Annotated in this window: 25 protein-coding genes; 4 read left to right on the top strand and 21 right to left on the bottom strand. The window is 62.3% G+C overall.

Going from position 1 to position 23,136, the window contains the following annotated elements; all coding sequences use genetic code 11:
* Positions 1-185: 185 nt before the first annotated feature.
* Entirely contained in the window at positions 186-323 is a 138-nt protein-coding gene (locus AC0L18_RS04700; RefSeq protein WP_023797673.1) for a hypothetical protein, read from the top strand.
* Positions 324-373: 50 nt separating this feature from the next.
* Here AC0L18_RS04700 and AC0L18_RS04695 read toward each other — a convergent pair whose 3' ends face one another.
* From AC0L18_RS04695 to AC0L18_RS04680, 4 genes are all read right to left on the bottom strand, one after another.
* Positions 374-931, bottom strand: a complete 558-nt coding sequence (locus AC0L18_RS04695; protein WP_473490815.1) for a PQQ-dependent catabolism-associated CXXCW motif protein — start codon at positions 929-931, stop codon at positions 374-376.
* A 10-nt stretch (positions 932-941) separates the two neighbouring features.
* Positions 942-1,805, bottom strand: a complete 864-nt coding sequence (locus AC0L18_RS04690) for a quinoprotein dehydrogenase-associated putative ABC transporter substrate-binding protein (RefSeq protein ID WP_051407715.1) — start codon at positions 1,803-1,805, stop codon at positions 942-944.
* Position 1,806: 1 nt separating this feature from the next.
* Positions 1,807-2,328 carry a c-type cytochrome, methanol metabolism-related gene (locus AC0L18_RS04685; RefSeq protein ID WP_023797676.1) on the bottom strand — a complete coding sequence of 174 codons (522 nt, stop codon included), beginning with the start codon at positions 2,326-2,328 and terminating at the stop codon, positions 1,807-1,809.
* A 183-nt stretch (positions 2,329-2,511) separates the two neighbouring features.
* Positions 2,512-4,410 (bottom strand): methanol/ethanol family PQQ-dependent dehydrogenase, encoded by a 1,899-nt coding sequence (locus AC0L18_RS04680; RefSeq protein WP_353682180.1) that lies wholly within the window; start codon positions 4,408-4,410, stop codon positions 2,512-2,514.
* Between the two features lie 673 nt (positions 4,411-5,083).
* Here AC0L18_RS04680 and AC0L18_RS04675 point away from each other — a divergent pair.
* Entirely contained in the window at positions 5,084-5,437 is a 354-nt protein-coding gene (locus tag AC0L18_RS04675) for a hypothetical protein (RefSeq protein WP_023797678.1), read from the top strand.
* 46 nt (positions 5,438-5,483) lie between these two features.
* Here the strand turns inward: AC0L18_RS04675 and AC0L18_RS04670 are convergent, their stop codons facing one another.
* From AC0L18_RS04670 to AC0L18_RS04645, 6 genes are all read right to left on the bottom strand, one after another.
* Entirely contained in the window at positions 5,484-6,347 is an 864-nt protein-coding gene (locus AC0L18_RS04670; RefSeq protein WP_473490814.1) for a quinoprotein dehydrogenase-associated SoxYZ-like carrier, read from the bottom strand.
* A 113-nt stretch (positions 6,348-6,460) separates the two neighbouring features.
* On the bottom strand, positions 6,461-7,432 hold the full coding sequence (locus AC0L18_RS04665) for a quinoprotein relay system zinc metallohydrolase 2 (RefSeq protein ID WP_473490813.1): 972 nt from the start codon (positions 7,430-7,432) through the stop codon (positions 6,461-6,463).
* A 31-nt stretch (positions 7,433-7,463) separates the two neighbouring features.
* Positions 7,464-8,204, bottom strand: coding sequence for an ABC transporter ATP-binding protein (locus AC0L18_RS04660; RefSeq protein ID WP_473490930.1), 741 nt, complete (start codon positions 8,202-8,204; stop codon positions 7,464-7,466).
* A complete protein-coding gene (locus tag AC0L18_RS04655) occupies positions 8,173-8,952 on the bottom strand; it encodes an ABC transporter permease (RefSeq protein WP_473490929.1) in 780 nt (259 codons plus the stop codon). The genes AC0L18_RS04660 and AC0L18_RS04655 overlap by 32 nt, the downstream gene beginning before the upstream one ends.
* A 44-nt stretch (positions 8,953-8,996) precedes the next feature.
* Positions 8,997-9,980: an ABC transporter substrate-binding protein gene (locus AC0L18_RS04650; protein ID WP_473490812.1), complete on the bottom strand. Its 984-nt coding sequence runs from the start codon at positions 9,978-9,980 to the stop codon at positions 8,997-8,999.
* Positions 9,981-10,022: 42 nt separating this feature from the next.
* Positions 10,023-10,232 carry a hypothetical protein gene (locus tag AC0L18_RS04645; protein ID WP_023797684.1) on the bottom strand — a complete coding sequence of 70 codons (210 nt, stop codon included), beginning with the start codon at positions 10,230-10,232 and terminating at the stop codon, positions 10,023-10,025.
* A 593-nt stretch (positions 10,233-10,825) separates the two neighbouring features.
* Between AC0L18_RS04645 and AC0L18_RS04640 the strand changes: the two genes are divergently transcribed.
* The gene (locus tag AC0L18_RS04640) at positions 10,826-11,206 is read left to right on the top strand and encodes a c-type cytochrome (RefSeq protein ID WP_027151302.1); all 381 of its coding nucleotides are present in this window, start codon (positions 10,826-10,828) and stop codon (positions 11,204-11,206) included.
* Between the two features lie 103 nt (positions 11,207-11,309).
* Here the strand turns inward: AC0L18_RS04640 and gph are convergent, their stop codons facing one another.
* Genes gph through AC0L18_RS04590 form a run of 10 tightly spaced genes read right to left on the bottom strand, consistent with a single transcriptional unit; the run spans position 11,310 to position 21,293 of the window.
* The gene (gene gph, locus AC0L18_RS04635; RefSeq protein WP_473490811.1) at positions 11,310-12,011 is read right to left on the bottom strand and encodes a phosphoglycolate phosphatase; all 702 of its coding nucleotides are present in this window, start codon (positions 12,009-12,011) and stop codon (positions 11,310-11,312) included.
* Complete coding sequence (locus tag AC0L18_RS04630; protein WP_473490810.1) at positions 12,008-12,565, bottom strand: thioredoxin family protein; 558 nt, start codon at positions 12,563-12,565, stop codon at positions 12,008-12,010. Before AC0L18_RS04630 ends, gph begins: the two co-directional genes overlap by 4 nt.
* Positions 12,566-12,586: 21 nt before the next feature.
* A complete protein-coding gene (gene rpe, locus AC0L18_RS04625) occupies positions 12,587-13,273 on the bottom strand; it encodes a ribulose-phosphate 3-epimerase (protein ID WP_473490809.1) in 687 nt (228 codons plus the stop codon).
* A gap of 55 nt (positions 13,274-13,328) precedes the next feature.
* Positions 13,329-14,267 carry a CbbX protein gene (gene cbbX, locus AC0L18_RS04620; RefSeq protein ID WP_027151306.1) on the bottom strand — a complete coding sequence of 313 codons (939 nt, stop codon included), beginning with the start codon at positions 14,265-14,267 and terminating at the stop codon, positions 13,329-13,331.
* 8 nt (positions 14,268-14,275) lie between these two features.
* Entirely contained in the window at positions 14,276-14,710 is a 435-nt protein-coding gene (locus tag AC0L18_RS04615) for a ribulose bisphosphate carboxylase small subunit (protein ID WP_023797690.1), read from the bottom strand.
* 18 nt (positions 14,711-14,728) lie between these two features.
* Positions 14,729-16,222, bottom strand: coding sequence for a ribulose-bisphosphate carboxylase large subunit (locus AC0L18_RS04610; protein WP_095496323.1), 1,494 nt, complete (start codon positions 16,220-16,222; stop codon positions 14,729-14,731).
* A gap of 21 nt (positions 16,223-16,243) precedes the next feature.
* A complete protein-coding gene (gene fba, locus AC0L18_RS04605; RefSeq protein ID WP_287225677.1) occupies positions 16,244-17,323 on the bottom strand; it encodes a class II fructose-bisphosphate aldolase in 1,080 nt (359 codons plus the stop codon).
* Between the two features lie 13 nt (positions 17,324-17,336).
* Positions 17,337-19,358: a transketolase gene (tkt, locus tag AC0L18_RS04600; protein WP_473490808.1), complete on the bottom strand. Its 2,022-nt coding sequence runs from the start codon at positions 19,356-19,358 to the stop codon at positions 17,337-17,339.
* A gap of 10 nt (positions 19,359-19,368) precedes the next feature.
* A complete protein-coding gene (locus AC0L18_RS04595) occupies positions 19,369-20,241 on the bottom strand; it encodes a phosphoribulokinase (RefSeq protein WP_023797694.1) in 873 nt (290 codons plus the stop codon).
* 5 nt (positions 20,242-20,246) lie between these two features.
* Positions 20,247-21,293 (bottom strand): class 1 fructose-bisphosphatase, encoded by a 1,047-nt coding sequence (locus tag AC0L18_RS04590; protein WP_473490807.1) that lies wholly within the window; start codon positions 21,291-21,293, stop codon positions 20,247-20,249.
* Between the two features lie 120 nt (positions 21,294-21,413).
* On the opposite strand from AC0L18_RS04590, the gene AC0L18_RS04585 reads away from it, so the two are divergent.
* Positions 21,414-22,370: a LysR family transcriptional regulator gene (locus AC0L18_RS04585; RefSeq protein ID WP_473490806.1), complete on the top strand. Its 957-nt coding sequence runs from the start codon at positions 21,414-21,416 to the stop codon at positions 22,368-22,370.
* Here AC0L18_RS04585 and AC0L18_RS04580 read toward each other — a convergent pair.
* Positions 22,331-23,038: a TetR/AcrR family transcriptional regulator gene (locus AC0L18_RS04580; protein WP_473490805.1), complete on the bottom strand. Its 708-nt coding sequence runs from the start codon at positions 23,036-23,038 to the stop codon at positions 22,331-22,333. The genes AC0L18_RS04585 and AC0L18_RS04580 overlap by 40 nt on opposite strands.
* Between the last annotated feature and the right edge of the window lie 98 nt (positions 23,039-23,136).

Below are 23,136 nucleotides of genomic sequence, written 5' to 3'. Positions count from 1 at the left end.
CAAATTTTCGACCGCGAATGGCTTCGCGCCCGCATTGAACGCATCAAAGCCTTTCACGAAGACCTCGCGCGAAATGGCAGTGCGTGTCCCCGTTGCCGGGGACACGCACCTCTGCGGCCTACTTCTTGGGAGTAATTTCAGCAGGCAGATACCGCGAAATCTCGAAGCCCGCAGCAACTTGGCACATGGTCGGTTTTGTCCAGCTCTTCTTCATGGCATATCTCCTCTTCTACCAGCCCGAAGGGGCCGATCCTTTTCTCAGTCAACCATTGCTGGGCACCATTGCAATGGCTCGTCCATCAGCTCTCAAAATGGACAAATGAAACGGCAGGTCCTGAAAAGTCGAAAAACAAGAAAATAACAATGCTCATCCTCAATTGCTAATCACATAAGGCTTCCTTTCCTCCAGCGGAAGGTTGGCACGTTCCCATCCATCGGCGCCGGGCGGATACCAGATCACCGAACTGTAGCCCCATTCGATGGCCCGTTTCGCGGCATTCCACGACATCCAGCAATTCGTCATGCAATAGAACAGAATGGCACGCGACTTGTCGCGACCGGCTTCGGCCGCGAGGCCTTGGCGAAAATAGTTGGCGGTCTCCTCGGAAATAGCACCGTAACCGACATTGGCCAGCCAGGTGCTGCCTGGGATGTCCTTTCTGATCTTGGCTCTCCAAATCGTTCCCGCCGGCAAATTGGCCGGCTTCGGCGTGTTCGGCATGACGTCGAAGAACACGGCCTTCTTCTCCCGCCACAGCGCCTCCGCCTCCGCCGTCGTCACGACCTTCGCGCCCTGCAGCGTCTGCGGCACCGGCGCCCGATAGTCGTCCATCCGGTAGCCACCGGGCTCGGCGATATCGCCAGCCAACATCGGTTCGGTCAGACCGAGAAGGCCCGCTGCAACCAGCAAAATCGTCTCCTTTCCCTTCATGCGTTTCTCGTCATTGCGTGATCGGGTTATCGTGTTCGTCGATCAGCGGCACATCGTAGTCCAGCAGGATCCTGGTGATCTCCGCCTGGTTTTCCCTGATCACCCGGTTGAGCGTCCGCTTCCATTCCTGGTCGGATGGACGCACGCCCATGGTGATGCGGTATGACATGCGCGAGCCGGTTTTCTCCTTCACCAGCGGAACGATCGTGAGATCGGCGCCGAGTTGCTTGGCATAGTAGCCTGCCATCGGTCCCCACATGACCGCCGCATCGATCTTGCCGGCGAGCATGTCCTTGATCATGACTTCCCCCATCGAAGGGGTGAGGCGGGTATCCACCGCCAGCGGATAGATCTTGGCCGTTCGCATGAGCTTGTTGGCGGCCATGTTGGCAGTCGGCGGTGTGCTTTCGACGACGCCGATCCTTTTGCCGGTGAGTTTCGGATCCTCGATGGTCTCGACGCCTTCCATGCCGTTGCCCTTCGGGTGCACCAGCACATAGGACGAGCGATAGTAGGCGTTGGTGTTCTGCACCAGTTCATCGCCCTGGGCATAGCCCATGATGATGTCGCATCGGTTGGCCGCCAGCGTGTTGCGCACGAAGCCGGCGACAAGAGGAAACCATGTATAGGCGACGGACTTTCGGCCGGTTTTCGCGGCAACCAGGTCGGCCAGCCGGTTTTCGAAGCCTTCGCCGCTCTCGTCGGTGAACGGCATGTTCGAAGGATCGGCGCAGACGCGCAGAATGTCCGGGTCGACCAGTTCGCCCGCGGCACCAAGGCCGGCGTCCTGCGCCTGGGCGTTCGCAGGCAGCAAGGCGAGTGCGCCGAGCATCGGCAGGACAAAACACAGCTTCAACGCGTCACGGCCAATCATATCATCCACCCATGCAGGATGCTTCGGCATCCTTCGCTGCCTGTGGCTTGTCTGCTTTCTTCGGCGGCCTGCCGCGCGGCGCCGCACCGTCGGCGCGGGCACGCAGATAGACGTAGAGATCATCCATGTAGCAATAGACGTTCTTGTTGTCGCCAAAGGCAGGCATGACATTTTCCTTGCCGCCGCCGACATTCTTGCGGCCCTCGGCGACGATCGAGATGAAAGTGGCGTAATCCATTGTTTTCAGGCTGTTGAGCAAGGCCGGCGCATAGCTCGAACCGGTGCCGTCCGGTCCGTGACAGACATGGCAATCGGAGTGATACCGGCGGTAACCGCTGAACGTGTACCAGTCGACGGCTCCGTTTTCGATCTTGAAGGTCGGATTTCCCTCCGCGTCGAAATGCTTGCCGCCTTCTTCCGTCACGGCCTTGGCTTTTTCAGCGCTGTCCTGGGCATGCGCGAGGCTTGAACTTGCCAGAGGCAGCGCCAGGGCGAGAGCGGAAATTACAATGCGAACGGACATTCAGCTACTTCCTTGATTTCTTGATTTCGCCTGCACACGGTATTGCTGTCGTGAAGCGGCATGGATCGATGTGGGTGCGCGGCGAAATTGAGAGCCCGGTCCTGGCTTCCCGGTGATCCGGGCTCTCGCTTTTCAAGCCTTGGTCTTCTCAAAAAACCGAGGCGTGCCTATGGTTCCCGTGTCTCAGTCCGGGAGACCGAAGACGGTGAGCTGGCCGCCCAGCGTCGTGTAGTCGGCAAGTGCTGCGTAGCCACCGACCGCGCCCAGACCAGCAGTCCCAACGACCGCAGCCTCGTCGCCTTGCGCACGGCCCTGATCGACGGCGCCATGCCAGGCAGCGGCGTTTTCGGGCGAAAGCAGTCCGCCTGCCAGACCGATACCGGCCCATCCGCCGACGCCGGACAGAACGGCAATGTATTGCTTGCCGCCATGCTCATAGGCCGTGATGTTGCCGATGATGCCGGACGGGGTCTTGAACTTGTAGAGTTCATTGCCGTCATGATCGACTGCCTTGATGTAGCCCTCGAGCGTGCCGTAGAAGACGACGTCACCGTCGGTCGCCAGCGCGCCCGACCAGACCGAGAACTTCTCGGGCTTGGACCAGACGATCTCGCCCTTGGCAGCATCCCAGGCAATGAAGTTGCCCATGTGGTCGGCTCCAGCGGGAGGATACATCGACACGGTGGCGCCCACGTAAGGCTGACCGGCGGTGTAGCTCACCTTGTAGGGCTCATAGTCCATGCAGACATGGTTTGTCGGCACGTAGAACAGACCGGTCTTCGGCGAATAGGTCGCCGGTTGCTGGTCCTTGGTTCCAAGCGCGGCCGGGCAGATGCCCGTCGAGTTGGTGTCTTCGCCGTTCTGCTGGGTCGAATATTTGGCGACCACCTGCGGGCGGCCGTACTGGTCGCTGCTGGGGTCCATGTTGACTTCCGTCGCCCAGTTCACTGCCGGATCGTATTTCTTGGCGACGAGAAGCTCGCCATTGGCGCGATCCATGGTGTAGGCAAAGCCATTGCGGTCGAAGTGCACCAGCACATCGCGCTTGGCGCCCTTGATGTCCATGCCGTCGACAAGGATCATCTCGTTGACGCCGTCATAATCCCATTCGTCATGCGGGGTCATCTGGTAGAGCCACTTGGCCATCCCGGTATCCGCATCGCGAGCCATGATCGTCATCGACCAGCGATTGTCGCCTGGCCTCTGGACCGGGTTCCAGGTCGATGGATTGCCGGTACCATAGTAGATCAGGTTAAGCTTGGGATCATAGGCGTACCATCCCCAAGTCGTGCCGCCACCGGTCTTCCACTGCTCGCCTTCCCAGGTGTTCGTGCCCGAGTCCGCGCCGACTGGTTTGCCGAGATGGGTGGTCTTTTCGGAATCGATCAGGGTTTCTGCATCGGGTCCCGTCGAATAGGCCCGCCAGGCAAGCTTGCCATCCGAAAGATTGTAGGCCGAGAGGTGGCCGCGAACACCATATTCGGCGCCAGAGATGCCGACGATAACCTTGTCCTTGACGACCACAGGCGCCGACGTGCCGGATTCGCCCTTTCCGCCGTCGATCTGGTCGCCGTTCTTGACCGTCCAGACGACTTTTCCGGACTTGGCATCGAGCGCCACGACGGTGGTGTCGGCCTGGTTGAGGATGATCTTGCCGTCACCATAGGCGACGCCACGGTTAACCGTGTCGCAGCACATGATGCCAATAACATTCGGGTCTTGCTTGGGCTCGTATTTCCAGAGGATCTTTCCGTCATTCTTGAGGTCGAGAGCATAGACGGTGTTCGGGAACGGCGCGTGGACATACATCACATCGCCGATGACCAGCGGCCCGCCTTCATGGCCGCGCAGCACGCCAGTGGAGAAGGTCCACTTGACCTGCAGGTTCTTCACATTGTCCTTGGTGATCTGGTTGAGCTTGGAAAAGCGGGTGTTGGCGTAGTCACCCGTCTGCATCACCCAGTCCTTGGGGTTCTCGGCCATTTTCATCAGTTCTTCATTGGCCGACGTCATGTGGACCGCGCCGAACGACATGAGCGCCGCGGTCGTTAGTAGGTAGGCAGTTTTCGCTAATACACGCATCAAAGTCCTCCCAGGGTGCACAATGACGAATCGTCCGTTGAGCCCACCAGGGCTTGCCCAAGCGATTCATGTGGGGGAAGTATTTCCGGCAGCGTGTCACGACCTAAGCCGAATGAGCAGAGGGCACCGTTACTGCCCATCCCACCTGGCCTACGAAAGACTGTCGCCGCTCCCTAATTGACGGTGACGCCCTTGAAGCCGGAAACAGGATGAAGCTATGTCATCCCCAGAAGGAAGGCAAGAAAAATCACTTCCATCTATGTTGCACTGCAATATAGAGAAATAGATATGAAAAAATCCGGACTGAAAGCTATTGATCGACTGTGGATGAAGCGCGATTTATATAAGTGGCTAAATTTTACGTATTTTTTGGGCAAAATGTATTGATTTTTATTTGGGAATATTCGCTGGATCGTATGATTTTAAGTATGCGCGCGTAGCTTCGGGTGCCGATAGTGGAGGAGACCTGAAATCAAGCTCAGCACCAGGATTCGGAGCCGATGTTCGTGCTGTCGGGGAGGCCTTTTGCCGGCCGGGACGGCCCTGTCCTTTGGTACTATATGGCCTGCATGAGAACTTGACGGGCGTGGCGACAGGAGGCCAACTGGTGCGGTGATCCGTCTCGATCCATTGGGCTCGATCTGTCACGTTCCGGGCCAATCGGAGGTTCCCCATGATCAGATATGTCGGCTTTTCGAGCTTGCCGCTGTTGCTCACGTCGGCCCTGGCCTTCGCCAATCCGGCCGGCGCCGCCTCAGATTATCCGACGGTGACGGTTGTCGACTATGTGCTCGGCTGCATGCAGACGAATGGCCAGACACGTCGGGCGCTGGAGAGCTGTTCCTGCTCGATCGACGTCATCGCCTCGATCCTTCCCTTCGAGGACTATGAAAGGGCCGAGACCTTCAAGAGCATGTCCCTGACGACAGGGGAGCGTTCGGGACTGTTCCGCGAAAGCGCGCCGGCAAAAGCCGCAAGCACGGGACTGAAGCGCGCGCAGGCGGAAGCCGACGTGCGCTGCTTTTAGACGCTGTGTAAGACCGCCGACGGCGGCTGCATACGGTTTCGAGGCTTCAAAGCCCCGTAGCCTCCAGCGGCCATTGATTGCGAAATACCTTGCCGTCCGTATCGATCGCTTCGACCTGGATTTGGCCAGTGCCGTGCGCGGTGAAATCGAACCGGAAATTGGGATCTTCCGAAATCGATATCCCCCCTTCCATCGACAGGATCAGCCGGTCTGCCTGCGAGACCGACAGTTTCTGAACGAAATGCGCGGGGATGAAATACTGGGTCAAGGGGTTGCGCTGCAGGCCCGAATTGTTCGGGTGGCGGATCATCAGCTGCAATTCCTGCGCCTTTGTCATCGTCTCTTGCGGCGGGAATTGGCGCAGCTTCATCTGCCCCATCGTCGCTATCGCCTCGTCCTGGTTCTTGAGCGCCGGGGCGGAGCATCCGCCTGACGCCTTGACGAAGGTCTGGGCCATGTGAAGCTCGCCGCCCTGCGTCTCTGCTATGGCACGCAGATAGGAATAGTCGTCGACGCGCACGCGCGTCGACAGATGTGTCACACCGGCGTCCTTGCCGATCTCGAACGTCGCCGCTACCGGCGCTGGATTGACGTCGATGATCAAGGTGACGGATTTGATGCCGGCGGGCGCCTTGGCCGGGTCGATATAGATGTCGACGGGCACGATGGCGGCATCCTGCGCCCGCTTCGGCGCCTCGATCCTGACGACGCCGCTATCGACCAGAATTGCCCGATCGCCGAACACGTCGCCTTTCATATCCTGCCAGATCCTGTCCGAAGAGGCGGTTGTCTGCTGGGCGTTGGCGGCGCCGGAGGCGCCAAAGAGCGCGCCGATGGCCAGGATGATCGCGGCGAAGATGGCTGCGAGCGGCAAGCCGAGCTGCCGGCTCCGGTAAGCGTGGTTCTGCATTTCGATGCCTCCACCAATGTCAGAGAGGTGGTGCCCAGGCCGATGTCGAGGATAGACCCTTGACGATGCGTTTGGCAAATCGATCCGCCACGTCCAGCGTTCGTCGCTGTGACCTATTCCCATTCGAGTTCGGCAAAGGCGGCTGTTGCATTGCGCTCGTTGTAGTCGTCGAACAGATGCCAATTGCTCCGTTCGCTTGCGCCGGCGGTCTTGACGGCGTCGCGGAGCGGCGTCCCGTCGGCGATCGCCTTGCGAATATCGCGCGCCAGAATTTCGAAATAGCGCCGCTCTCCCGTCAGCGCCGCCGGCCAGTCGGCCGGCACCGGGCCATGACCCGGCACGACGCGCGCGGCGCCAATCGCGGCGAGCCCATCCATCTGGCGGAGCCAGCCGAGCAGCGATCCGTCGAGCGTCGGCAAGGAACCGATGAAAACCAGATCGCCGGCAAACAGCGTGCGGGTCGCGCTATCGAAGACGGTCAGGTCGTTGTCGGTGTGAGCCGCCTTCCATGCCTGCAATTCGAGCACGCGTCCGCCAAGGTCGAGCTGCAGGCGGTCGTCGACCAGCATGGTCGGCGGTATGATCTCGATCCCTTTGATGAGCGCGTCGCCGATCTGTTCGCGAAAGCTCTGCAGGTAGAACGCGCCGCGTGCCTCGAGGGCTCGCGGCAGATTGTGGTGGCCGACGATGGTGGCGCCGATCTGCCGGAACGCCGCGTTGCCGAAGACATGGTCGGGGTGCATGTGGGTGTTGATCAGGTAGCGGACCGGCCTGGCGCTTATCTTGCCGATCGCGGCGATGAGGGCGTTCGCCTCGATCAGGCTGCCGCCGCTGTCGATGACGGCGACGGCGTCGGCGCCGACGACGACGCCGAGGTTGGAGATCGCGCCCTGGTTGGCGGCGCTCATCAATTCATCGACGCCCTGGAACGCGAAGACGCCGTCGGCGACTTTCCTGAGCTTGAATTCAAGGCCGTGGGCTGCGGCGAGAGCGGCCCGCCCGAGGCAACAGGGCAGCATCGCGGCGCTGACCGCGGTGCAGGCGAAGCCGTTCACAAGCTTGCGTCGTATCCTGTCGATAGGCATGGCTTCCTCCCGATTCCGAACTGCAAGGCGATCAGGCCACGCCCGGAAATTTTTGCTGGAACGACCGCAAAAGGTCGCTCATCACCTGTGGATTGCGATAGTGCCGCGGCAGCCTTACGTCGAACATGCCGAGCACATGCGCCGGCCGCTGCGCGAGCACGATGATGCGGTCCGACAGCATCAGGGCCTCGCGCAGATTGTGGGTTACCATTAGGGCGGTCGTGGGCCGCGCCGACCACACGGTCAAAAGCAGGTGCCGAAGCCGCTCGGCGGTCCGTTCGTCGAGTGAGGCAAAGGGTTCGTCCAGGAACAGCACCGCCGGTTCGGTGGCGAAGGCCCTGGCAAGCGCTGCCCTGCGTGCAAGGCCGAGCGAAAGCTCGGCCGGATAGAGCGAGCGCATGCCGGCGAGGCCGAGCGTGTCGAACAGCCCGTCGAGATTTTTCGTCCTCAGGCTTTTCGGCAGCGCCAGCCTGACATTCTGCTCCACCGTCCGCCACGGCAGCAAGACCGGCTCCTGGAACACGGCGGCGATCCGGTCGGAGCCGCCTTCAGGCAGCTGGAACGAGCCGGAAAAGTCCTTGTCCAACCCAAGCAGGATGCGCAGCGTCGTGGTCTTGCCGCAGCCGGACGGCCCTAGCAAGCAGGCGAATTCGCCTTGCCGGACCTCGAAGGAAAGGTCCTGGAGCGCCTTGATCGAGACGCCTTGCGCGGACCTAAAGATCTTTTCGGCGATGTCGACCCTAAGCGGGACGACGCCGCCAACGGGTTGCATGTCGTTCAACGGGCTGCACCAGAAAGAGTTCGATGACAAGCATCACCGCCACGAAAGCCAGGGTGTAGGCAAGAATGGCGGCGACGTCGAAGAGCTGGAAATAAAGATAGATCTGGAAGCCGACGCCGTTGGAGCGGCCGAGCAGTTCGACCACCAGGACGATCTTCCAGATGAGGGCGATGCCGGATCGTGAGGCGGCGGCAAGATAGGGCTGCAGTTGCGGCAGCAGGACATGGCGGGCGCGGTCGAGGAAACCAAAGCGGTAGACGGCGGCCATTTCGGCGTAACTCGGATCAAGCGCCCTGGCGCCCTCGCGCATCGTCACCACGACATTCGGGATCTTGTTGACGGCAACCGCGCCAATCGCCGCCGCTTCGTTGAGGCCGAACCAGATGTAGGCAAGCACGATGACGACCAGTGCGGGAATGTTGAGGAACAGGACCACCCAGGGAGCGAAGAACCGGTCTGCGCTGCGGTGGCTGCCGAGGAGAACGCCGATGACCGAGCCAACAACCATCGCGACGACATAGGCCGCGGCAACCCGGCCGAGCGTCGCGCCGAGATGGTAGAAAAGATCGCCGTTCGCCGCCTCTGCGAGCAGCACCTGCCAGACCAGTCCCGGCCCTGGAAAGGCACGGCTCGGCCAGGCATGTGCCGCAAGACCCCACAGCAGGCAAAGCCCGAGCAGAGAGGCCGCGACCGTCAGCACCGGTGTCAGCGCCGCTGCCAGGCCGGATTGGCTGGCCATGCCGGCCGCAGCGCCAGGCGGGCGATCGCCGGTGTCAGGTGCGCTCATTGCTTGGCTACCTGCCAGAACGTGCCGGGCGCCATTTCGGGGGCGCGGCCGACCAGCTTTTCGCCGCCGATCTCGGCCAGCACGCGATAGAGTTTTCCTGCATCGGCCGCATCCTCGGCGACGGGGCGTCTGGGAATGCCCTCGCGATAGCGGTCACGCAGTTTTGCCAGTTCCTCGCCTTGCGCGCGGATATCAGGCGCAAGGCGCAGCCACTCATCGTCGGATCGGGCCAGCAAGTCCTTGGACTGCGCCGAAGCCTTGATGAAGCCCCTGATAGCGTCCGGATGTTCGTTCGCCCATTTGTCATGAAAGACATAGCCGAGCGCCGATACGGCGCCCGAGGCACCGAGCGCTTTCGCCGCAGCATCGGCGCCGATCAGGCGACGAAAGCCGTTGGCCTCGAGGCGGGCGCAAAAATGCCAGAAATTGAGCACCGCATCGAGCTCGTCCTGCATCGCCTTTTCCGAAATCAGCGGCGGCGCGCCAAAGACGATGTCGCTGGTTGCCGCCAGGTCGAGGCCGTGATCGCGTCTGGCCAGCGCCTGGATCAGCAGCCAGCTTTTGTCGAGCGGTCCGCCGGCGACGCCGAGCTTTTTTTCCCTGAGATCGGAGATCGTGCGGATCGGCGCTCCCTCCTTCACCATGATCGCCCCGACGGCGGTCGAATAGGGGACCAATGTGAGGTCGACGCCTTCGGAGCGCTGGCGCGAGACCCACAGCCAGTCGGAGACGATCATGTCGATCGCGCCGGCCAGCATGGCGATGTTGGTTGCATCCTCGCCGGCGAAATCGACGACCTCCAGATCGATGCCGTTGGCTGTGTCGAACTTGTGGTGCTTCAGCGTGTCAAGCGCCCAGCTCACGGTGCCGAATTTCAGCACACCGATGCGAATCCTGTTCGTGGCGAAGGAGGGCTTTGGGACAAGTGCCGCGGCTGTTCCAAGAGCCGCCAGCCGGAGCGTTCCTCGACGCGAAATCATGGTGATGTCTCCTCCCGGGGCCGTAACGGGCCGGGGCGCCGATCAGATCGCACGGTCTTTGTTCGGCAAAGCGCATTTCCAGCGCTTGACCTTGAGGGTCGGGTGTTCCTGCGACCATTTCGCGATTTCGGTGGGCGCCAGCATCATGCATTGGAACAGAGAGCCGCGGCTCTCGAAATAGAGATGTTCGTCTCGGCAATTGCCCGGATTGGCAATCAGGCAAACCGTCAATATGAGGTCGACCATATCCATTCAGCACCTCTTGCGCGCTTGAAGACGCCCGCTTTGGCGAGTTCCGGCCCGATCCGCGAGCCTGGACAAAATCGCCAACTGCCGGAGTCCCGAGGTGCCCATGGAAAACCGGAATGGTTTGAGGCTACGCGTTCGCCCGATGGCCGTCAATCGCGCCGTCGGTGAAGCTGCCGATCTCCCCCCTTGCGGGGGAGATGCCCGGCAGGGCAGAGGGGGGTGCTGTCCCTCCGACCTGTCGACCAATTACAGCCACGCCCTCAGGCTGATTCCGGTTGGGATGGATAGAGCCGAAAGTTGGCGATCCTTCCCACCCCCCTCTGTCCTGCCGGACATCTCCCCCGCAAGGGGGGAGATTGGATGTCGCTTCGGCTTTCGCCAACCATCAACGCTGGAAGGCAGCGCAAACCTGAAGCGACTGCCTTGAACTCGGGTAGTGGTTGACATCGCTCATCTGCCGGGTAGCTTCCAGGGTGCAGGCGCTGCAACTCCACAAGGGAGACGTTGTCGCTCTGCACAAAACGATGCATGCCGATGATCAGACAAAGGCATGCGCAAATCGTCCAGGGCACCTTGACGATCAATGAGGAAATGCCATGCGTGCAGTCGCATTTTTCGCCGTCGTGTCCGTTGCGACGTTTATTACGAACCAATCGCAGGCACAGGATGCCGCGGCGGGTGAGAAGGTCTTCGCCAAATGCAAGGCCTGCCACGTCGTCGACGAGGACAAGAACAAGATCGGTCCGTCGTTGAGCGGCGTTATCGGCCGGACGGCCGGCACGCATCCGGGGTTCAAATATTCCAAACCGATGGCCGAGGCGGGTAAATCCGGCGTCAAATGGGACGAAGCCACGCTGACGAATTATCTTCGCGACCCGAAGGGCATGATCAAGGGTACGAAGATGGCGTTTCCCGGCCTCAAGAAGGACGAGGATCTTGCCAACGTCATCGCCTATCTGAAGCAATACTCCAAATAACCCGGTTTTTCCGCAGGAAATAACCCGGTTTTTCCGCAGGAAATAACTTCGCCGGCCGTTCGCAAACTGCGCTCGGCCGGCGCGCCCGCACTGGTGGCGCCGGTCACGCGGCGTCTTGCAGCCTGCGCATGGCGGAAGGCAGATCGAGCAGGCCGTCGCAAACCAGGTCGGCGCCAAGCGCTTCAACGGCAATTTGGGTGTAGCCGCCACGCAGCAGGATAGCGGGCATACCGGCGGCGCGGGCGGCGGCCACGTCCGCGCCGCTGTCTCCGACCATCAGCGCGTCACGAGGCTCGACCTGAAGCTGGTCGAGCGCCAGCAGCAGAGCGTCGGGCGCCGGTTTCAGGCAAGTCACGGCGTCTCCGCCGACGATCGCGCCGAGATGGTCCGTCAGCCCGAAATGCAGCAGGATTTCGCGAGCCGCCAGCTGCGGCTTGTTGGTCACCACGCCCATGGCTATTCCGCTCAAATGGAAGTGGGTGAGAACCTCCCTGACGCCGGGCATCAGCGTCGTCAGGCCGGTTAGATGTCTGCGGTAGATCGGCGCCATGGCACGGTTGGCCTCGTCGAGGGCGCTGCCGAGGAGCGGCGCGCCGGATGCCGCGAAGGCTCGCTCGACCAGTTTCCTGACGCCGCCGCCGATCATCGCCTTGACCTGTTCCAGGTGCAGCGGCGGCAGATCGCGACCAGCCAGCAATTCGTTGACCGCGGCGGTTATATCGGGCGCCGAATCGACCAGCGTGCCGTCGAGATCGAACAGGATCGCCTTCGGCGATCGAAACGGCCTACTCATGCCGACGTTCATGCGGCGTCCTTCCACTTGATCGAGCAGCCGATCGAAGCGATCTGGTCCAGCGGTCCGTCGCCGGTTCGGGCGATCTGTCTCATCGCCTCGAACAGGTCGCGTCTCAGTCCGGGCGGTCCCGCGTCGCGCCGCGCCGCGTCCAGCCGGCCGCGATATTGCAACGTCAATTCGCTGTTGAGCCCGAAGAAATCCGGAGTGCAAACGGCTCCATAGGCACGCGCCACCGTCTGGCGCTCGTCGTGGAGGTAGGGGAAAGTGAAGCCGTTCGCCTTGGCGAAGAGCTTCATGTTGTCGAAGGAATCATCCGGATAGGCGTCGGCATCGTTGGCGTTGATCGCGACAAAGCCGATGCCTTCGGACTTGAGGTCGTTGGCATCGCGGACGATGCGGGAAATCACCGCCTTCACGTAAGGGCAGTGGTTGCAGATGAAGGCCACCACCAGCCCGTTCGGGCCGGCGTGGCTGAAGATCGAATGCGATTTGCCGTCGACACCGGGCAAGACGGCATCGCTGGCTGGCCAGCCGAAATCGCAGACAGGTGGGATTGCCCCCATGTCGTCCTCCGATGAAATGGTTTACGCGGCTTTCCGGATCGCGCCGTCGGCTGCCAACCTGATGGCGCCGATATTGGCGCGATAGGCCGCCTCGCTGCCGCCCTTGAAGATAGCCGAGCCGGCGACCAGCACATTGGCGCCGGCCGCGGTGACCAGCGGGGCGGTCTCGGGGGTGGCGCCGCCGTCGATCTCGATGTCGATCGGGCGATTGCCGATCAGCGCCTTGACCCGCCTGACCTTGTCGACGACCGCCGGAATGAAAGCCTGGCCGCCGAAACCCGGATTGACCGTCATCAGAAGCACCAGATCGAGCCGGTCGAGCACATATTCGATGACGCTTTCCGGCGTCGACGGGTTCAGCGACACGCCGGCCTTCTTGCCGAGATTCCTGATCGCCTGCAGCGAACGGTCGAGATGCGGCCCGGCCTCGGCGTGCACGGTGATGATGTCGCAGCCGGCATCGGCGAAGGCGGCGAGATAGGCGTCGGCCGGCGAGATCATCAGATGGCAGTCGAAGACCTTGTCGGTTCGGTCACGAATCGCCTTGATCACCGGTGGACCGAAGGTGATGTTGGGCACGAAATGGCCGTCCATCACGTCGAGATGGATCCAGTCGGCGCCCGCCCGGACGACTGCTTCGACCTCGTCGCCAAGCCGCGAGAAATCCGCAGAAAGCACCGAAGGGGCGATGATTGTCTTGGTACCCATGGTCGGCTCCCATTCTGTCTTGCGTTCGATCGCTGCACGCCAAACCGGCGTCTTGTCAGCGCGCCTTCGTCTCCGGTTCGCCTTCGAGCTTGCCTTCTGCGAAAACGCGGCTGCCGCGAATATCGGATTCCTCAATGGTGATAAGGTCGGTCTTCGTCAACACCCGGTCTCGCGACGTGAAAAGCCGGTTGGCCTGGCGAAGCCGCGCCCGGTCGAGCCCATTGCGGACCGAGCGAGCGTTGGAGAAATGCGGCAGCCGCATGCGGATCGGCAGATACTCTTCGAGCGCCTTGGCCGCCGCCTCGCTGAGACGGTAATTCTGTTCCGCCAGCATGATCTCGGCGATCGATTTGAGCTCGCCGACGCCGTAGTCGGGAAAGTCGAGGTGGTGGGCGATGCGCGAGCGCATGCCGGGATTGCTGTTGAAGAAGCGGTCCATCTTGTCCTTGTAACCGGCAAGAATCACAACCAGGTCGTCACGGTTGTTTTCCATGCATTGCAGCAGGATCTCGATCGATTCCTGGCCGTAGTCACGTTCGTTCTCGGGCTTGTAGAGATAGTAGGCCTCGTCGATGAAAAGCACCCCACCCATGGCGCGCTTGATCACTTCGCGGGTTTTGGGCGCGGTGTGGCCGACATACTGGCCGACGAGATCGTCTCGCGTCACTGCGACCATGTGGCCCTCGCGGACATAGCCGAGACGATGCAGGATTTCGGCCATCCTGAGCGCCACGGTGGTCTTTCCGGTGCCGGGGTTTCCGGTGAAGTTCATGTGCAGGGTCGGCGCGCCCGAGGTCAGGCCGAACTTGCGGCGAAGCCGGTCGACCAGGAGCAGCGCCGCGATCTCGCGGATGCGGGTCTTGATGGGCTTCAGGCCAACGAGTTCGCGGTCGAGCTTGCCCAGCACCTCATCGATGTTGGACGCCTCGAACTCGGCCTGCAGATCGACCGATTCGTCCGGCGCGGCAGTGCCCTTTGCTATCGCGTCCAGCATGGTTTCGGCTAGCTCCGCTCGCCTTCGGGCCTGTCGGTCGCATAAGGCACGATCGAATAGCCCTGGCTGCGGCCATCGCGCTCCTGGCGCAGCAGCCGGAACCCGGGTTCGTTGGGCGGCCGGTTGACGATGAACGACATGCGCGGCGCTTCCCAGCCCTTGCTCGAATCGAAGGCGGTGACCCGGACATACATGTTGGGCATGGCTTTCCGGCAATTGTTGACTTCAAGCAGGATGCCCGCCGGGTCCTTCAGGTCGAACATCGGGTTGCCGTACATCTCCCAATAGGTGTTTCGCGGATGCGGATCGTCCGTGTACTCGACGCTGACCGCCCAGTGGTTTTTCAGCGCGTATTTGATCTGCGCCGAAATCTGCTCATCGGTCAGGTCGGGCAGGAACGAAAACTGTCCCTGCGTGACCTTGTTTCCCGGATTGGTCATCATGGCGACGGTTCCTTTCGTCTAGAAGCTGGGCGTTGCGGTTGGCACGAAGTCGGCCGTGTCGGTCGATTCGTAGTTGAATGTGACGTCCTTCCAGGTCTCCAGGGCCGCCTTCAGCGGCGTGCACCATCTGGCCGCCTGTTCGAGGATTTTGGTGCCTTCGCGCAGATAGTCGCGGCCCTCGTTGCGGGCGAGGATCATCGCTTCCAACGCGACGCGATTGGCCGTTGCGCCGGCCTGGATGCCGTCCGGATGGCCGATCGTGCCGCCGCCGAACTGCAGGACGACGTCCTCGCCGAGATAATGGATCAGCTGGTGCATCTGGCCGGCATGGATGCCGCCCGAGGCGACGGGCATCACCTTGTTGAGCGAGGCCCAGTCCTGGTCGAAGAACAGCCCGGTTTCGAGGTTCTGCGGCGTGCGCTCCTCGCGAAGCGTGTCATAGAAACCCTTGATCATCAGCGGGTCGCCTTCCAGCTTGCCGACCACCGTGCCGGCATGGATGTGATCGACGCCGGCCATCCGCATCCATTTGCAGATGACGCGAAAATTCATGCCGTGGTTCTTCTGGCGCGAATAGGTCGAGTTGCCGGCGCGGTGCAGGTGCAGGATCATGTCGTTGCGGCGTGCCCATTTGGCCATCGACTGGATCGCCGTGTAGCCGATGACCAGGTCGATCATGACGATGCAGGAGCCAAGCTGTTTTGCGAATTCGGCGCGCTCGTACATCTCCTCCATCGTGCCGGCGGTGACGTTGAGATAATGGCCCTTGACCTCGCCGGTGGCGGCCGACGCCTTGTTCACGGCCTCCATGCAGTAGAGGAAGCGGTCGCGCCAGTGCATGAAGGGCTGCGAGTTGATGTTCTCGTCGTCCTTGACGAAGTCGAGGCCACCCTTCAGCGCCTCGTAGACGACGCGGCCATAGTTGCGGCCTGACAGGCCAAGCTTCGGCTTGGTCGTCGCGCCGAGCAGCGGCCGGCCGAACTTGTCGAGCCGCTCGCGTTCCACCACGATGCCGGTCGCCGGCCCCTGGAAGGTTTTGAGGTAAGCCACCGGGATGCGCATGTCCTCGAGCCGCAAGGCCTTGACTGCCTTGAAGCCGAACACGTTGCCGATGATCGATGCAGTCAGGTTGGCGATCGAGCCCGGCTCGAACAGGTCGAGGTCGTAGGCGATGTAGGCGAAGTACTGCTGCTCGGTCTTGGTGCCGGGACCGGTGTTCGGCACCGGCTCGGATTTGAACGCCTTGGCGCGGTAGAGCTCGCAGGCGGTCAGCCTGTCGGTCCACACCACCGTCCATGTCGCGGTGGAGGATTCACCGGCGATGGCGGCGGCCGCCTCCTCGTGGTCGACGCCGGGCTGCGGCGTGATCCGAAACATGGCGATCAGGTCGGTTTCCTTGGGCCGGTAGTCCGGCTCCCAGTAGCCCATCTTCTTGTAGGGGATGACGCCCGACTTGTAGCGTTCCTTGCCTTCCTTGAGCGTGCCAGCTGACGGCATGTCGATCTTGTTCATGACAGGTCTCCTGTTTGCCGCTCAGGCGGCTTTCGCGGTTGCGATTTGCGGGTCGAGCTTTCCCGCGGCGTAACGTTTGGCCATCTCGTCCATGGCGATGACTTTGATCTTCGAGGCGTTGCCGGCGGTGCCGAAGCGCTCGAAGCGATCGCGGCACAGGTCGCGCAGGGCATCCATGGCGGGTTTCAGGAATTTGCGCGGATCGAATTCGCGCGGGTCTTCCGTCGCGACGCGGCGGAACTGCCCGGCCATGGCCATGCGGCAATCGGTGTCGATGTTGACCTTGCGCACGCCGTAACGGATGCCGCGCTCGATCTCCTCGACCGGAACGCCAAAGGTCTGGGGCATCTCGCCGCCATATCGGTTGATGACGTCCTGCAGTTCCTGCGGTACCGAGGAAGAGCCATGCATGACCAGATGCGTGTTGGGCAGCTTTTCGTGGATCGCCTCGATCACCTGCATGGCGAGGATGCCGCCGTCGGGCTTGCGGCTGAATTTGTAGGCGCCGTGCGAAGTGCCGCAGGCGATCGCCAGCGCGTCGACCCGGGTGGCGGTGACGAAGTCGACCGCCTGATCGGGATCGGTCAAAAGCTGGTCGTGGGAAAGCGCGCCTTCGGCGCCATGCCCGTCCTCGGCCTCGCCCTGGCCGGTTTCCAGCGAGCCGAGCACGCCGAGCTCGCCTTCGACGGAAGCGCCGACCCAATGCGCCATGCGTGCGACACGTTCGGTGATGGCGACGTTGTAGTCGTAGCTCGCCGGCGTCTTGGCGTCCGCCATCAACGAGCCGTCCATCATCACCGAGGTGAAGCCGTGGCGGATCGCCGAAAGGCAGGTGGCTTCGTTGTTGCCGTGGTCCTGATGGATGCAGAGCGGAATGGCCGGATGCATTTCGGTCAACGCCTCCATCATCTTGGCCAGCATGATGTCGTTGGCATAGGAGCGGGCGCCGCGCGAGGCCTGGATGATGACCGGTGCGTCGCAGGCCCTGGCCGCCTCCATGATGGCAAGGCCCTGTTCCATGTTGTTGATGTTGAATGCCGGAACGCCATAGCCGTGCTCGGCGGCATGGTCGAGAAGCTGGCGAAGGGTGATGCGGGCCATTTTGGGGTCCTTCCTAGATGATGAGCTTCAGCGCCGCTGCGGCGACGGCTTCGGGCGTGATGTCAAAATGCCGGTAGAGATCCGGGGCAGGGGCGCTGGCGCCGAAACCGGCCATGCCGACGAAAGCACCGGTGTCGCCGATCCAACGGTCCCAGCCGAGCCGTGCTGCGGCTTCGACGGCGACGCGCGGCGCCGAGCCGAGGACTGCCTTGCGGGTGTCGGCATCCTGTTCCTCGAACAGCTCCCAGCACGGCATCGAGACGACGGCGGCGGCGATGCCGTGCTCGGTCTCCAGCCGTTCGGCGGCGGCAACGGCGATCTCGACCTCCGAGCCGGTGGCGATCAGCGTCACGGCGCGGTGCCCGGCCGGCTCGCGCAGGATGTAGGCGCCCTGGCTCGACCGGTTCTCGTCGCTGTGTGGCTCGTCGCTATGTGTGTGGCGCAGCATCGGCAGGTTCTGCCGCGAGAGCACCAGCACGCTCGGCCGGTTCTTGCTCTTCAGCGCCAGTTCCCAGCACTCCGCCGTTTCGATGATGTCGGCCGGACGGAAGACGTTGAGGTTGGGCGTTGCCCGCAGCATCGCCAGGTGCTCGATCGGCTGATGGGTCGGGCCGTCCTCGCCGAGACCGATGGAATCATGGGTCATCACATAGATGACGCGCTGGCCCATCAGCGCCGAGAGCCGCATCGCGCCGCGGGCATAGTCGGCGAAGCACAGGAAGGTGCCGCCATAAGGCACGAAGCCGCCATGCAGCGCGATGCCGTTCATGGCCGCGGCCATGCCATGCTCGCGGATGCCGTAGTGGATGTAGCGGCCGGTATAGATACCAGGCGCTATGCGATCCATGCCCTTGGTGATCGTCAGGTTCGAATGCGTCAGGTCGGCGGAGCCGCCGACGGTCAGCTCGGTTGCGGCGTTGATGGCACCGAGCGCCATTTCGGAGGCTTTTCGCGTTGCGACCTTGGTCGCCTTTTCGACATGCTCCTTGCGGAAAGCGGCGAGCGCTTCGAAGACCGCGTCGGGCAGGGTGCCGGCGACCGCACTCTCGAAGGCCTGGCGCTGCGGCGAGGCGGCAAACCGCTGCTCCCAGGCGTGCCGCGCCGCTTGCCCGCGCTCGGCAATTTCGCGCCAGGCGAACAGGATGTCGTCCGGCACCTCGAACGGCGCGCAGGCCCAGCCGATGTTCTCGCGCGTCGCGGCGATCTCGGCATCGCCCAGAGGCGCGCCGTGCGTCTTTTCCGAGCCGCCCAGATTGGGCGCGCCCTTGCCGATCACCGTTCGGCAGGCGATCAGCGACGGCCGGTCCGACTGCTGCGCCGCTTCGATTGCCGCAGCGACGGCTTCCGTGTCGTGGCCGTCCACCGACTGCACATGCCATCCGGCGGCTTCGAACCGTGCCGGCTGGTCCATCGATGTCGACAGCGACGTCGGTCCATCGATCGAAATCGCATTGTCGTCCCAGAAGACGATCAGCCGGGCGAGCTTCAGGTGACCGGCAAGGTCGATCGCCTCGTGACTGATGCCTTCCTGCAGGCAGCCGTCGCCGGCGATCGCATAGGTGAAATGATCGACGAGATCGGCGCCGTGGCGGGCAGCCAGCATGCGCTCGGCCAGCGCCATGCCGACGGCGGTCGAGATGCCTTGTCCAAGCGGACCGGTCGTCGTCTCGATGCCAAGCGCATGGCCATATTCGGGATGTCCGGCGGTGCGGCTGCCCAGCTGACGAAACCGCTGCAATTGCTCGATCGGCATGTCTTCGTAGCCGAGCAGGTAGTGCAGCGCATATTGCAGCATCGAGCCGTGCCCGGCCGAAAGCACGAAGCGGTCGCGATCGGGCCAGTCGGGCACCGACGGATCGATGTTGATGAAGCGGCCGAACAGCACCGTCGCGACGTCGGCCATGCCCATCGGCATGCCCGGATGACCGGAATTGGCCTTTTGGACGCTGTCCATCGCCAGCGCGCGAATGGCGTTCGCCATGTCGCGCTCCGAGACGGCGGCGACGGGCTTCAGGGCTGCTGCTTGGCTGTTCATGGCGTCCTCCTCACGACACACGGTTCTTGCGTTCGATCAATTGCAGGATGAGCGGCGTCAGGATCAGCTGCATGGCAAGATCGAGCTTGTTGCCTGGCACCACTATGGAATTCGGCCGCGACATGAACGAGTCGTGGATCATCGAAAGCAGGTAGGGGAAATCGATGCCGCGGGGATTGGCGAAGCGGATGACCAGCATCGATTCGTCGGGCGTCGGGATCCAGCGCGCGATGAACGGGTTGGACGTGTCGACGATCGGCACACGCTGGAAGTTGATGGCGGTCTGCGAGAATTGCGGGACGATGTAGCGGACATAGTCCGGCATGCGGCGCAGGATGACGTCCATCACCGCCTCGGTGGAATAGCCGCGGGTTGCCCGGTCGCGATGGATCTTCTGGATCCATTCGAGATTGATGACCGGCACCACGCCGATCCTGAGGTCGGCATGCCTGGCCAAGTCTATCTTGTCGGTGACGACGCAGCCATGCAGGCCCTCGTAGAAGAGCAGGTCGCTCGGCGGGAATTCGCGCCATTCGGTGAATTGTCCGGGCGGCGTGCCGTACTGCTTCTCCTCGTCCTCGTCATGGATGTAGGTGCGGGTCTTTCCGGTTCCGCGGCGGCCATATTCCTCAAACACCTCTTCGAGGATTGCGAGCTCGTTGGCCTCGGCATGGAAGTGGGTGAAGTTCGGATTGCCGGCCTTCTCCTCCTCGGCCACCTTGACCTTCATCGTGGCGCGGTCGTAGCGGTGAAAGGCGTCGCCTTCGATGAAGGCGGCGTCGATGTTCTCACGCCGGAAGATCAGCTCGAAGATGCGCTTGACCGAGGTGGTGCCGGCGCCTGACGACCCGGTGATGGTGATGATGGGGTGCTTTGCCGACATGATGCTCAGGCCCTGAACAGGCCGCGGCGGCTGAACAGCGGTGCACGCTCGCCGATCGCGCTGGGCTCGGTGTGGTAGCGGGTGATGCGCGCGACCTCGCGCGCCGATCCGAACACCACGGGCACGCGCTGGTGCAGGCCCTCGGGCTCGATTTCGAGGATGCGGGTGATGGTGTCGGTGGCGGCGCCGCCTGCCTGTTCGATGAGATAGGCGATCGGGTTGGCCTCATAGACGAGGCGCAGCCGTCCCTGGCGGTAACCCTTGCGCTTGTCGCCTGGATAGAGGAACACGCCGCCGCGCATCAATATGCGGTAGCAGTCGGCGACGAGGGAGGCGATCCAGCGCATGTTGAAGTCCTTTCCGCGTGGGCCTTCAGTGCCTTCGAGGCAGTCGTCGATGTAGAGCCGCACCGCCTCGTCCCAATGCCGGTAGTTGGCGGCGTTGATGGCGAACTCCTGGGTACGCTGCGGGATGATCCGGCTCTCGTAGGCCTGGACGAAGGTGCCGAGCCTGGTCGAGAGAACGAAGACATGCGTGCCGCTGCCGAGCGACAGGACCAGTGCCAGCTGCGGCCCGTAGATGAAGAAACCGGCGCCCAGCTGCTTCACGCCCGGCTGCAAAAAAGAGGCGGCCGGATTTTCGTCCGGCGCGCCAGTTGCAGGGAGGAGCGAGAAGATCGTTCCGATCGACACGTTGGTGTCGATGTTGGAAGAGCCGTCGAGCGGGTCGATGGCGATGGCGAGAGGCGCCTGGCCGTCGAGCAGGACCGGCTGCTCCAGTTCCTCGGAGGCGTAGAGCGCGACCGGAGCGTGGCGCATGGCGTCGAGAAAGATGTCGTCGGCGAAGATGTCGAGATCCTTCTGGATGTCGCCGTCGGCATTGGCGCTGCGGGTCCCGGCAAAGGCGGTGCCGAGCACTCCCTGATTGATGGTGTTGCGGACCTTGGTGGCGGCCTGCGTCAGCTGACGGACGGTCGCGACGACTGCCGAACGCAGTTCGTCGGGCAGGCCGAGATAGGAATTCAGAAATGCGTCGAGCGTTGCCGCTGGCATCGTAACCTCCCGATCCAGCCGCAAACTCCTCCGGCCGGATTGGGGAATGAGAACAAACTGCCATGGATAAGTAAAATTCAATAACTTTACTTTCATGCTAAAAAAAATTTAGTATGGCGCATGAGAAACCTCACGCTCAAGCAATTCAAGACCGTCCAGGCCATCATCAGCCATGGAAAAATCGTTAGCGCCGCCAAGGTGTTAGGCTTGTCTCCTCCAGCGGTCACGATCCAGTTGCGGCAGGTCGAGGAGGAGTTCCAGCTGGCCTTGTTCGACCGGACGTCGGACGGCATGCGTCCGACTGCCGCAGGTCTGGCCTTCGTCGAGACGGCGCAGGCGATCGAGGAGAGGCTTCGCCTGCTCGAAGACAAGATGGATGCGATCAAGGGCGTGCGTATCGGCAGCTTGCGGCTCGGCGTCGTTTCCACCGCCAAATATTTCGCGCCGCGGCTGATGGCCGGCTTCATGAAGGAACATCCCGACATCGACATGCGGCTCGCCATCGGCAACCGCGCCGAAACCATCAACAGTCTTAAGAACCACGACATCGACATCGCGCTGATGGGACGCCCGGCGAGGGAAGTCCCGGTGCGTGCCTCGGTCTTCGGCGATCACCCGCTGGTCATCATCGCGCCGCCCGACCACCCGCTGGCGTCGGCGCGCGAGATATCCAAGGAGCGGATCTCCGAAGAGCATTTCCTCATCCGCGAGCCCGGCTCCGGCACGCGCATCTCGCTGGAAATATTCCTCAGCGACGTGCCCGGCCGCATCGACGATCTCGGCGTCGAGATGGGCTCGAACGAGACGATCAAGCAGGCGGTGATGGCCGGGCTTGGCATTGCCTTCATCTCTGCCCACACCATCGCCGCCGAAACCGAAGCCGGCCGGCTGGTCATCCTCGACGTCGTCGGCATGCCGATCCGCCGGCAATGGTTTTCGGTGATGCGCAGCGATCACGCGATCTCGCCGGCGATGGCGACGTTCCACGATTTCCTGATGCGCAAGGGCGCGATGTATCTGCCCCTGTTCGGCAAGCTCTATCCGCACGAAGGACCGAATATTGGAGGTCGCGCCTGAATTGAGGGCGGAATGCGTCGCTGGCAGCCACCTGCCAGGGCGGCTAGTTCGATTTGCCGAGAGCTTTCAGGACAAAGCGAATCTGCGTGCGCAGGCCCGCTTCGGTGTCTTCGCCGTGTTGAACGCAGTGCTCGATCAGAATCGGGTGGAAGAACGGCGTGAACGCGGCGTTGACCGCACGCGCCGCAACGCGCCGCTTCTGCCGGGTCCTCGACCTTGAGTTCGCCCGCCTCGGTCCCCTCGCGAATGATCGCCTCAAGGATTTCCAACATTCGCTCGACATGCGACTTGATGACCGCCCGATTCTCGCGCAGGGCGGCGACGATCAAGTCGTGCATGCTTCTTTCCTTGATCAATTTCGTCTTGTTGTGCTGGTGAACGGCGGTCAGGAGCCGGTCGAGTTTCTCCAAGGCCGGCGCGTTGGTGCGTGCGATCGCAACGGCGATGTCCGCGACCTCGTTCACGACCTGCCTGCAGATGGATTCGTTGATTGCATCCCTGGAGGAAAAGAAACGGTAGACGTTCGCCCGGCTCATGCCGAGTTCGGAGGCGATGTCGGCTACCGACGTCTTATGGTAGCCGATGCGGCGAAAATGCGCCTCCGCCACCTCCAGGATGCGAGCGCGCACCTCGTCGGGATCCGTTCGCGTTCCGACCGGATGATTCATGGATGTCTCCAGAACTGATGATGGATCTGCCGGGCTCGCCCTGAACGATCATTTGCAAGCGGTAAGGTCGTGCGACTGGCCCCGCGTATGTTCAGGCA

Source organism: Mesorhizobium sp. WSM4819 (assembly GCF_055811215.1).
This window is presented reverse-complemented; position numbering and strand designations above follow the sequence as displayed.

What these genes read in the sequence shown, in the direction of transcription:
- AC0L18_RS04700 (WP_023797673.1), top strand. Translation starts at nt 186, where the DNA reads ATGGTCGGTTTTGTCCAGCTCTTCTTCATGGCATATCTCCTCTTCTAC.
- AC0L18_RS04695 (WP_473490815.1), bottom strand. Translation starts at nt 931, where the DNA reads ATGAAGGGAAAGGAGACGATTTTGCTGGTTGCAGCGGGCCTTCTCGGT.
- AC0L18_RS04690 (WP_051407715.1), bottom strand. Translation starts at nt 1,805, where the DNA reads ATGATTGGCCGTGACGCGTTGAAGCTGTGTTTTGTCCTGCCGATGCTC.
- AC0L18_RS04685 (WP_023797676.1), bottom strand. Translation starts at nt 2,328, where the DNA reads ATGTCCGTTCGCATTGTAATTTCCGCTCTCGCCCTGGCGCTGCCTCTG.
- AC0L18_RS04680 (WP_353682180.1), bottom strand. Translation starts at nt 4,410, where the DNA reads ATGCGTGTATTAGCGAAAACTGCCTACCTACTAACGACCGCGGCGCTC.
- AC0L18_RS04675 (WP_023797678.1), top strand. Translation starts at nt 5,084, where the DNA reads ATGATCAGATATGTCGGCTTTTCGAGCTTGCCGCTGTTGCTCACGTCG.
- AC0L18_RS04670 (WP_473490814.1), bottom strand. Translation starts at nt 6,347, where the DNA reads ATGCAGAACCACGCTTACCGGAGCCGGCAGCTCGGCTTGCCGCTCGCA.
- AC0L18_RS04665 (WP_473490813.1), bottom strand. Translation starts at nt 7,432, where the DNA reads ATGCCTATCGACAGGATACGACGCAAGCTTGTGAACGGCTTCGCCTGC.
- AC0L18_RS04660 (WP_473490930.1), bottom strand. Translation starts at nt 8,204, where the DNA reads ATGCAACCCGTTGGCGGCGTCGTCCCGCTTAGGGTCGACATCGCCGAA.
- AC0L18_RS04655 (WP_473490929.1), bottom strand. Translation starts at nt 8,952, where the DNA reads ATGGCCAGCCAATCCGGCCTGGCAGCGGCGCTGACACCGGTGCTGACG.
- AC0L18_RS04650 (WP_473490812.1), bottom strand. Translation starts at nt 9,980, where the DNA reads ATGATTTCGCGTCGAGGAACGCTCCGGCTGGCGGCTCTTGGAACAGCC.
- AC0L18_RS04645 (WP_023797684.1), bottom strand. Translation starts at nt 10,232, where the DNA reads ATGGATATGGTCGACCTCATATTGACGGTTTGCCTGATTGCCAATCCG.
- AC0L18_RS04640 (WP_027151302.1), top strand. Translation starts at nt 10,826, where the DNA reads ATGCGTGCAGTCGCATTTTTCGCCGTCGTGTCCGTTGCGACGTTTATT.
- gph (WP_473490811.1), bottom strand. Translation starts at nt 12,011, where the DNA reads ATGAACGTCGGCATGAGTAGGCCGTTTCGATCGCCGAAGGCGATCCTG.
- AC0L18_RS04630 (WP_473490810.1), bottom strand. Translation starts at nt 12,565, where the DNA reads ATGGGGGCAATCCCACCTGTCTGCGATTTCGGCTGGCCAGCCAGCGAT.
- rpe (WP_473490809.1), bottom strand. Translation starts at nt 13,273, where the DNA reads ATGGGTACCAAGACAATCATCGCCCCTTCGGTGCTTTCTGCGGATTTC.
- cbbX (WP_027151306.1), bottom strand. Translation starts at nt 14,267, where the DNA reads ATGCTGGACGCGATAGCAAAGGGCACTGCCGCGCCGGACGAATCGGTC.
- AC0L18_RS04615 (WP_023797690.1), bottom strand. Translation starts at nt 14,710, where the DNA reads ATGATGACCAATCCGGGAAACAAGGTCACGCAGGGACAGTTTTCGTTC.
- AC0L18_RS04610 (WP_095496323.1), bottom strand. Translation starts at nt 16,222, where the DNA reads ATGAACAAGATCGACATGCCGTCAGCTGGCACGCTCAAGGAAGGCAAG.
- fba (WP_287225677.1), bottom strand. Translation starts at nt 17,323, where the DNA reads ATGGCCCGCATCACCCTTCGCCAGCTTCTCGACCATGCCGCCGAGCAC.
- tkt (WP_473490808.1), bottom strand. Translation starts at nt 19,358, where the DNA reads ATGAACAGCCAAGCAGCAGCCCTGAAGCCCGTCGCCGCCGTCTCGGAG.
- AC0L18_RS04595 (WP_023797694.1), bottom strand. Translation starts at nt 20,241, where the DNA reads ATGTCGGCAAAGCACCCCATCATCACCATCACCGGGTCGTCAGGCGCC.
- AC0L18_RS04590 (WP_473490807.1), bottom strand. Translation starts at nt 21,293, where the DNA reads ATGCCAGCGGCAACGCTCGACGCATTTCTGAATTCCTATCTCGGCCTG.
- AC0L18_RS04585 (WP_473490806.1), top strand. Translation starts at nt 21,414, where the DNA reads ATGAGAAACCTCACGCTCAAGCAATTCAAGACCGTCCAGGCCATCATC.
- AC0L18_RS04580 (WP_473490805.1), bottom strand. Translation starts at nt 23,038, where the DNA reads ATGAATCATCCGGTCGGAACGCGAACGGATCCCGACGAGGTGCGCGCT.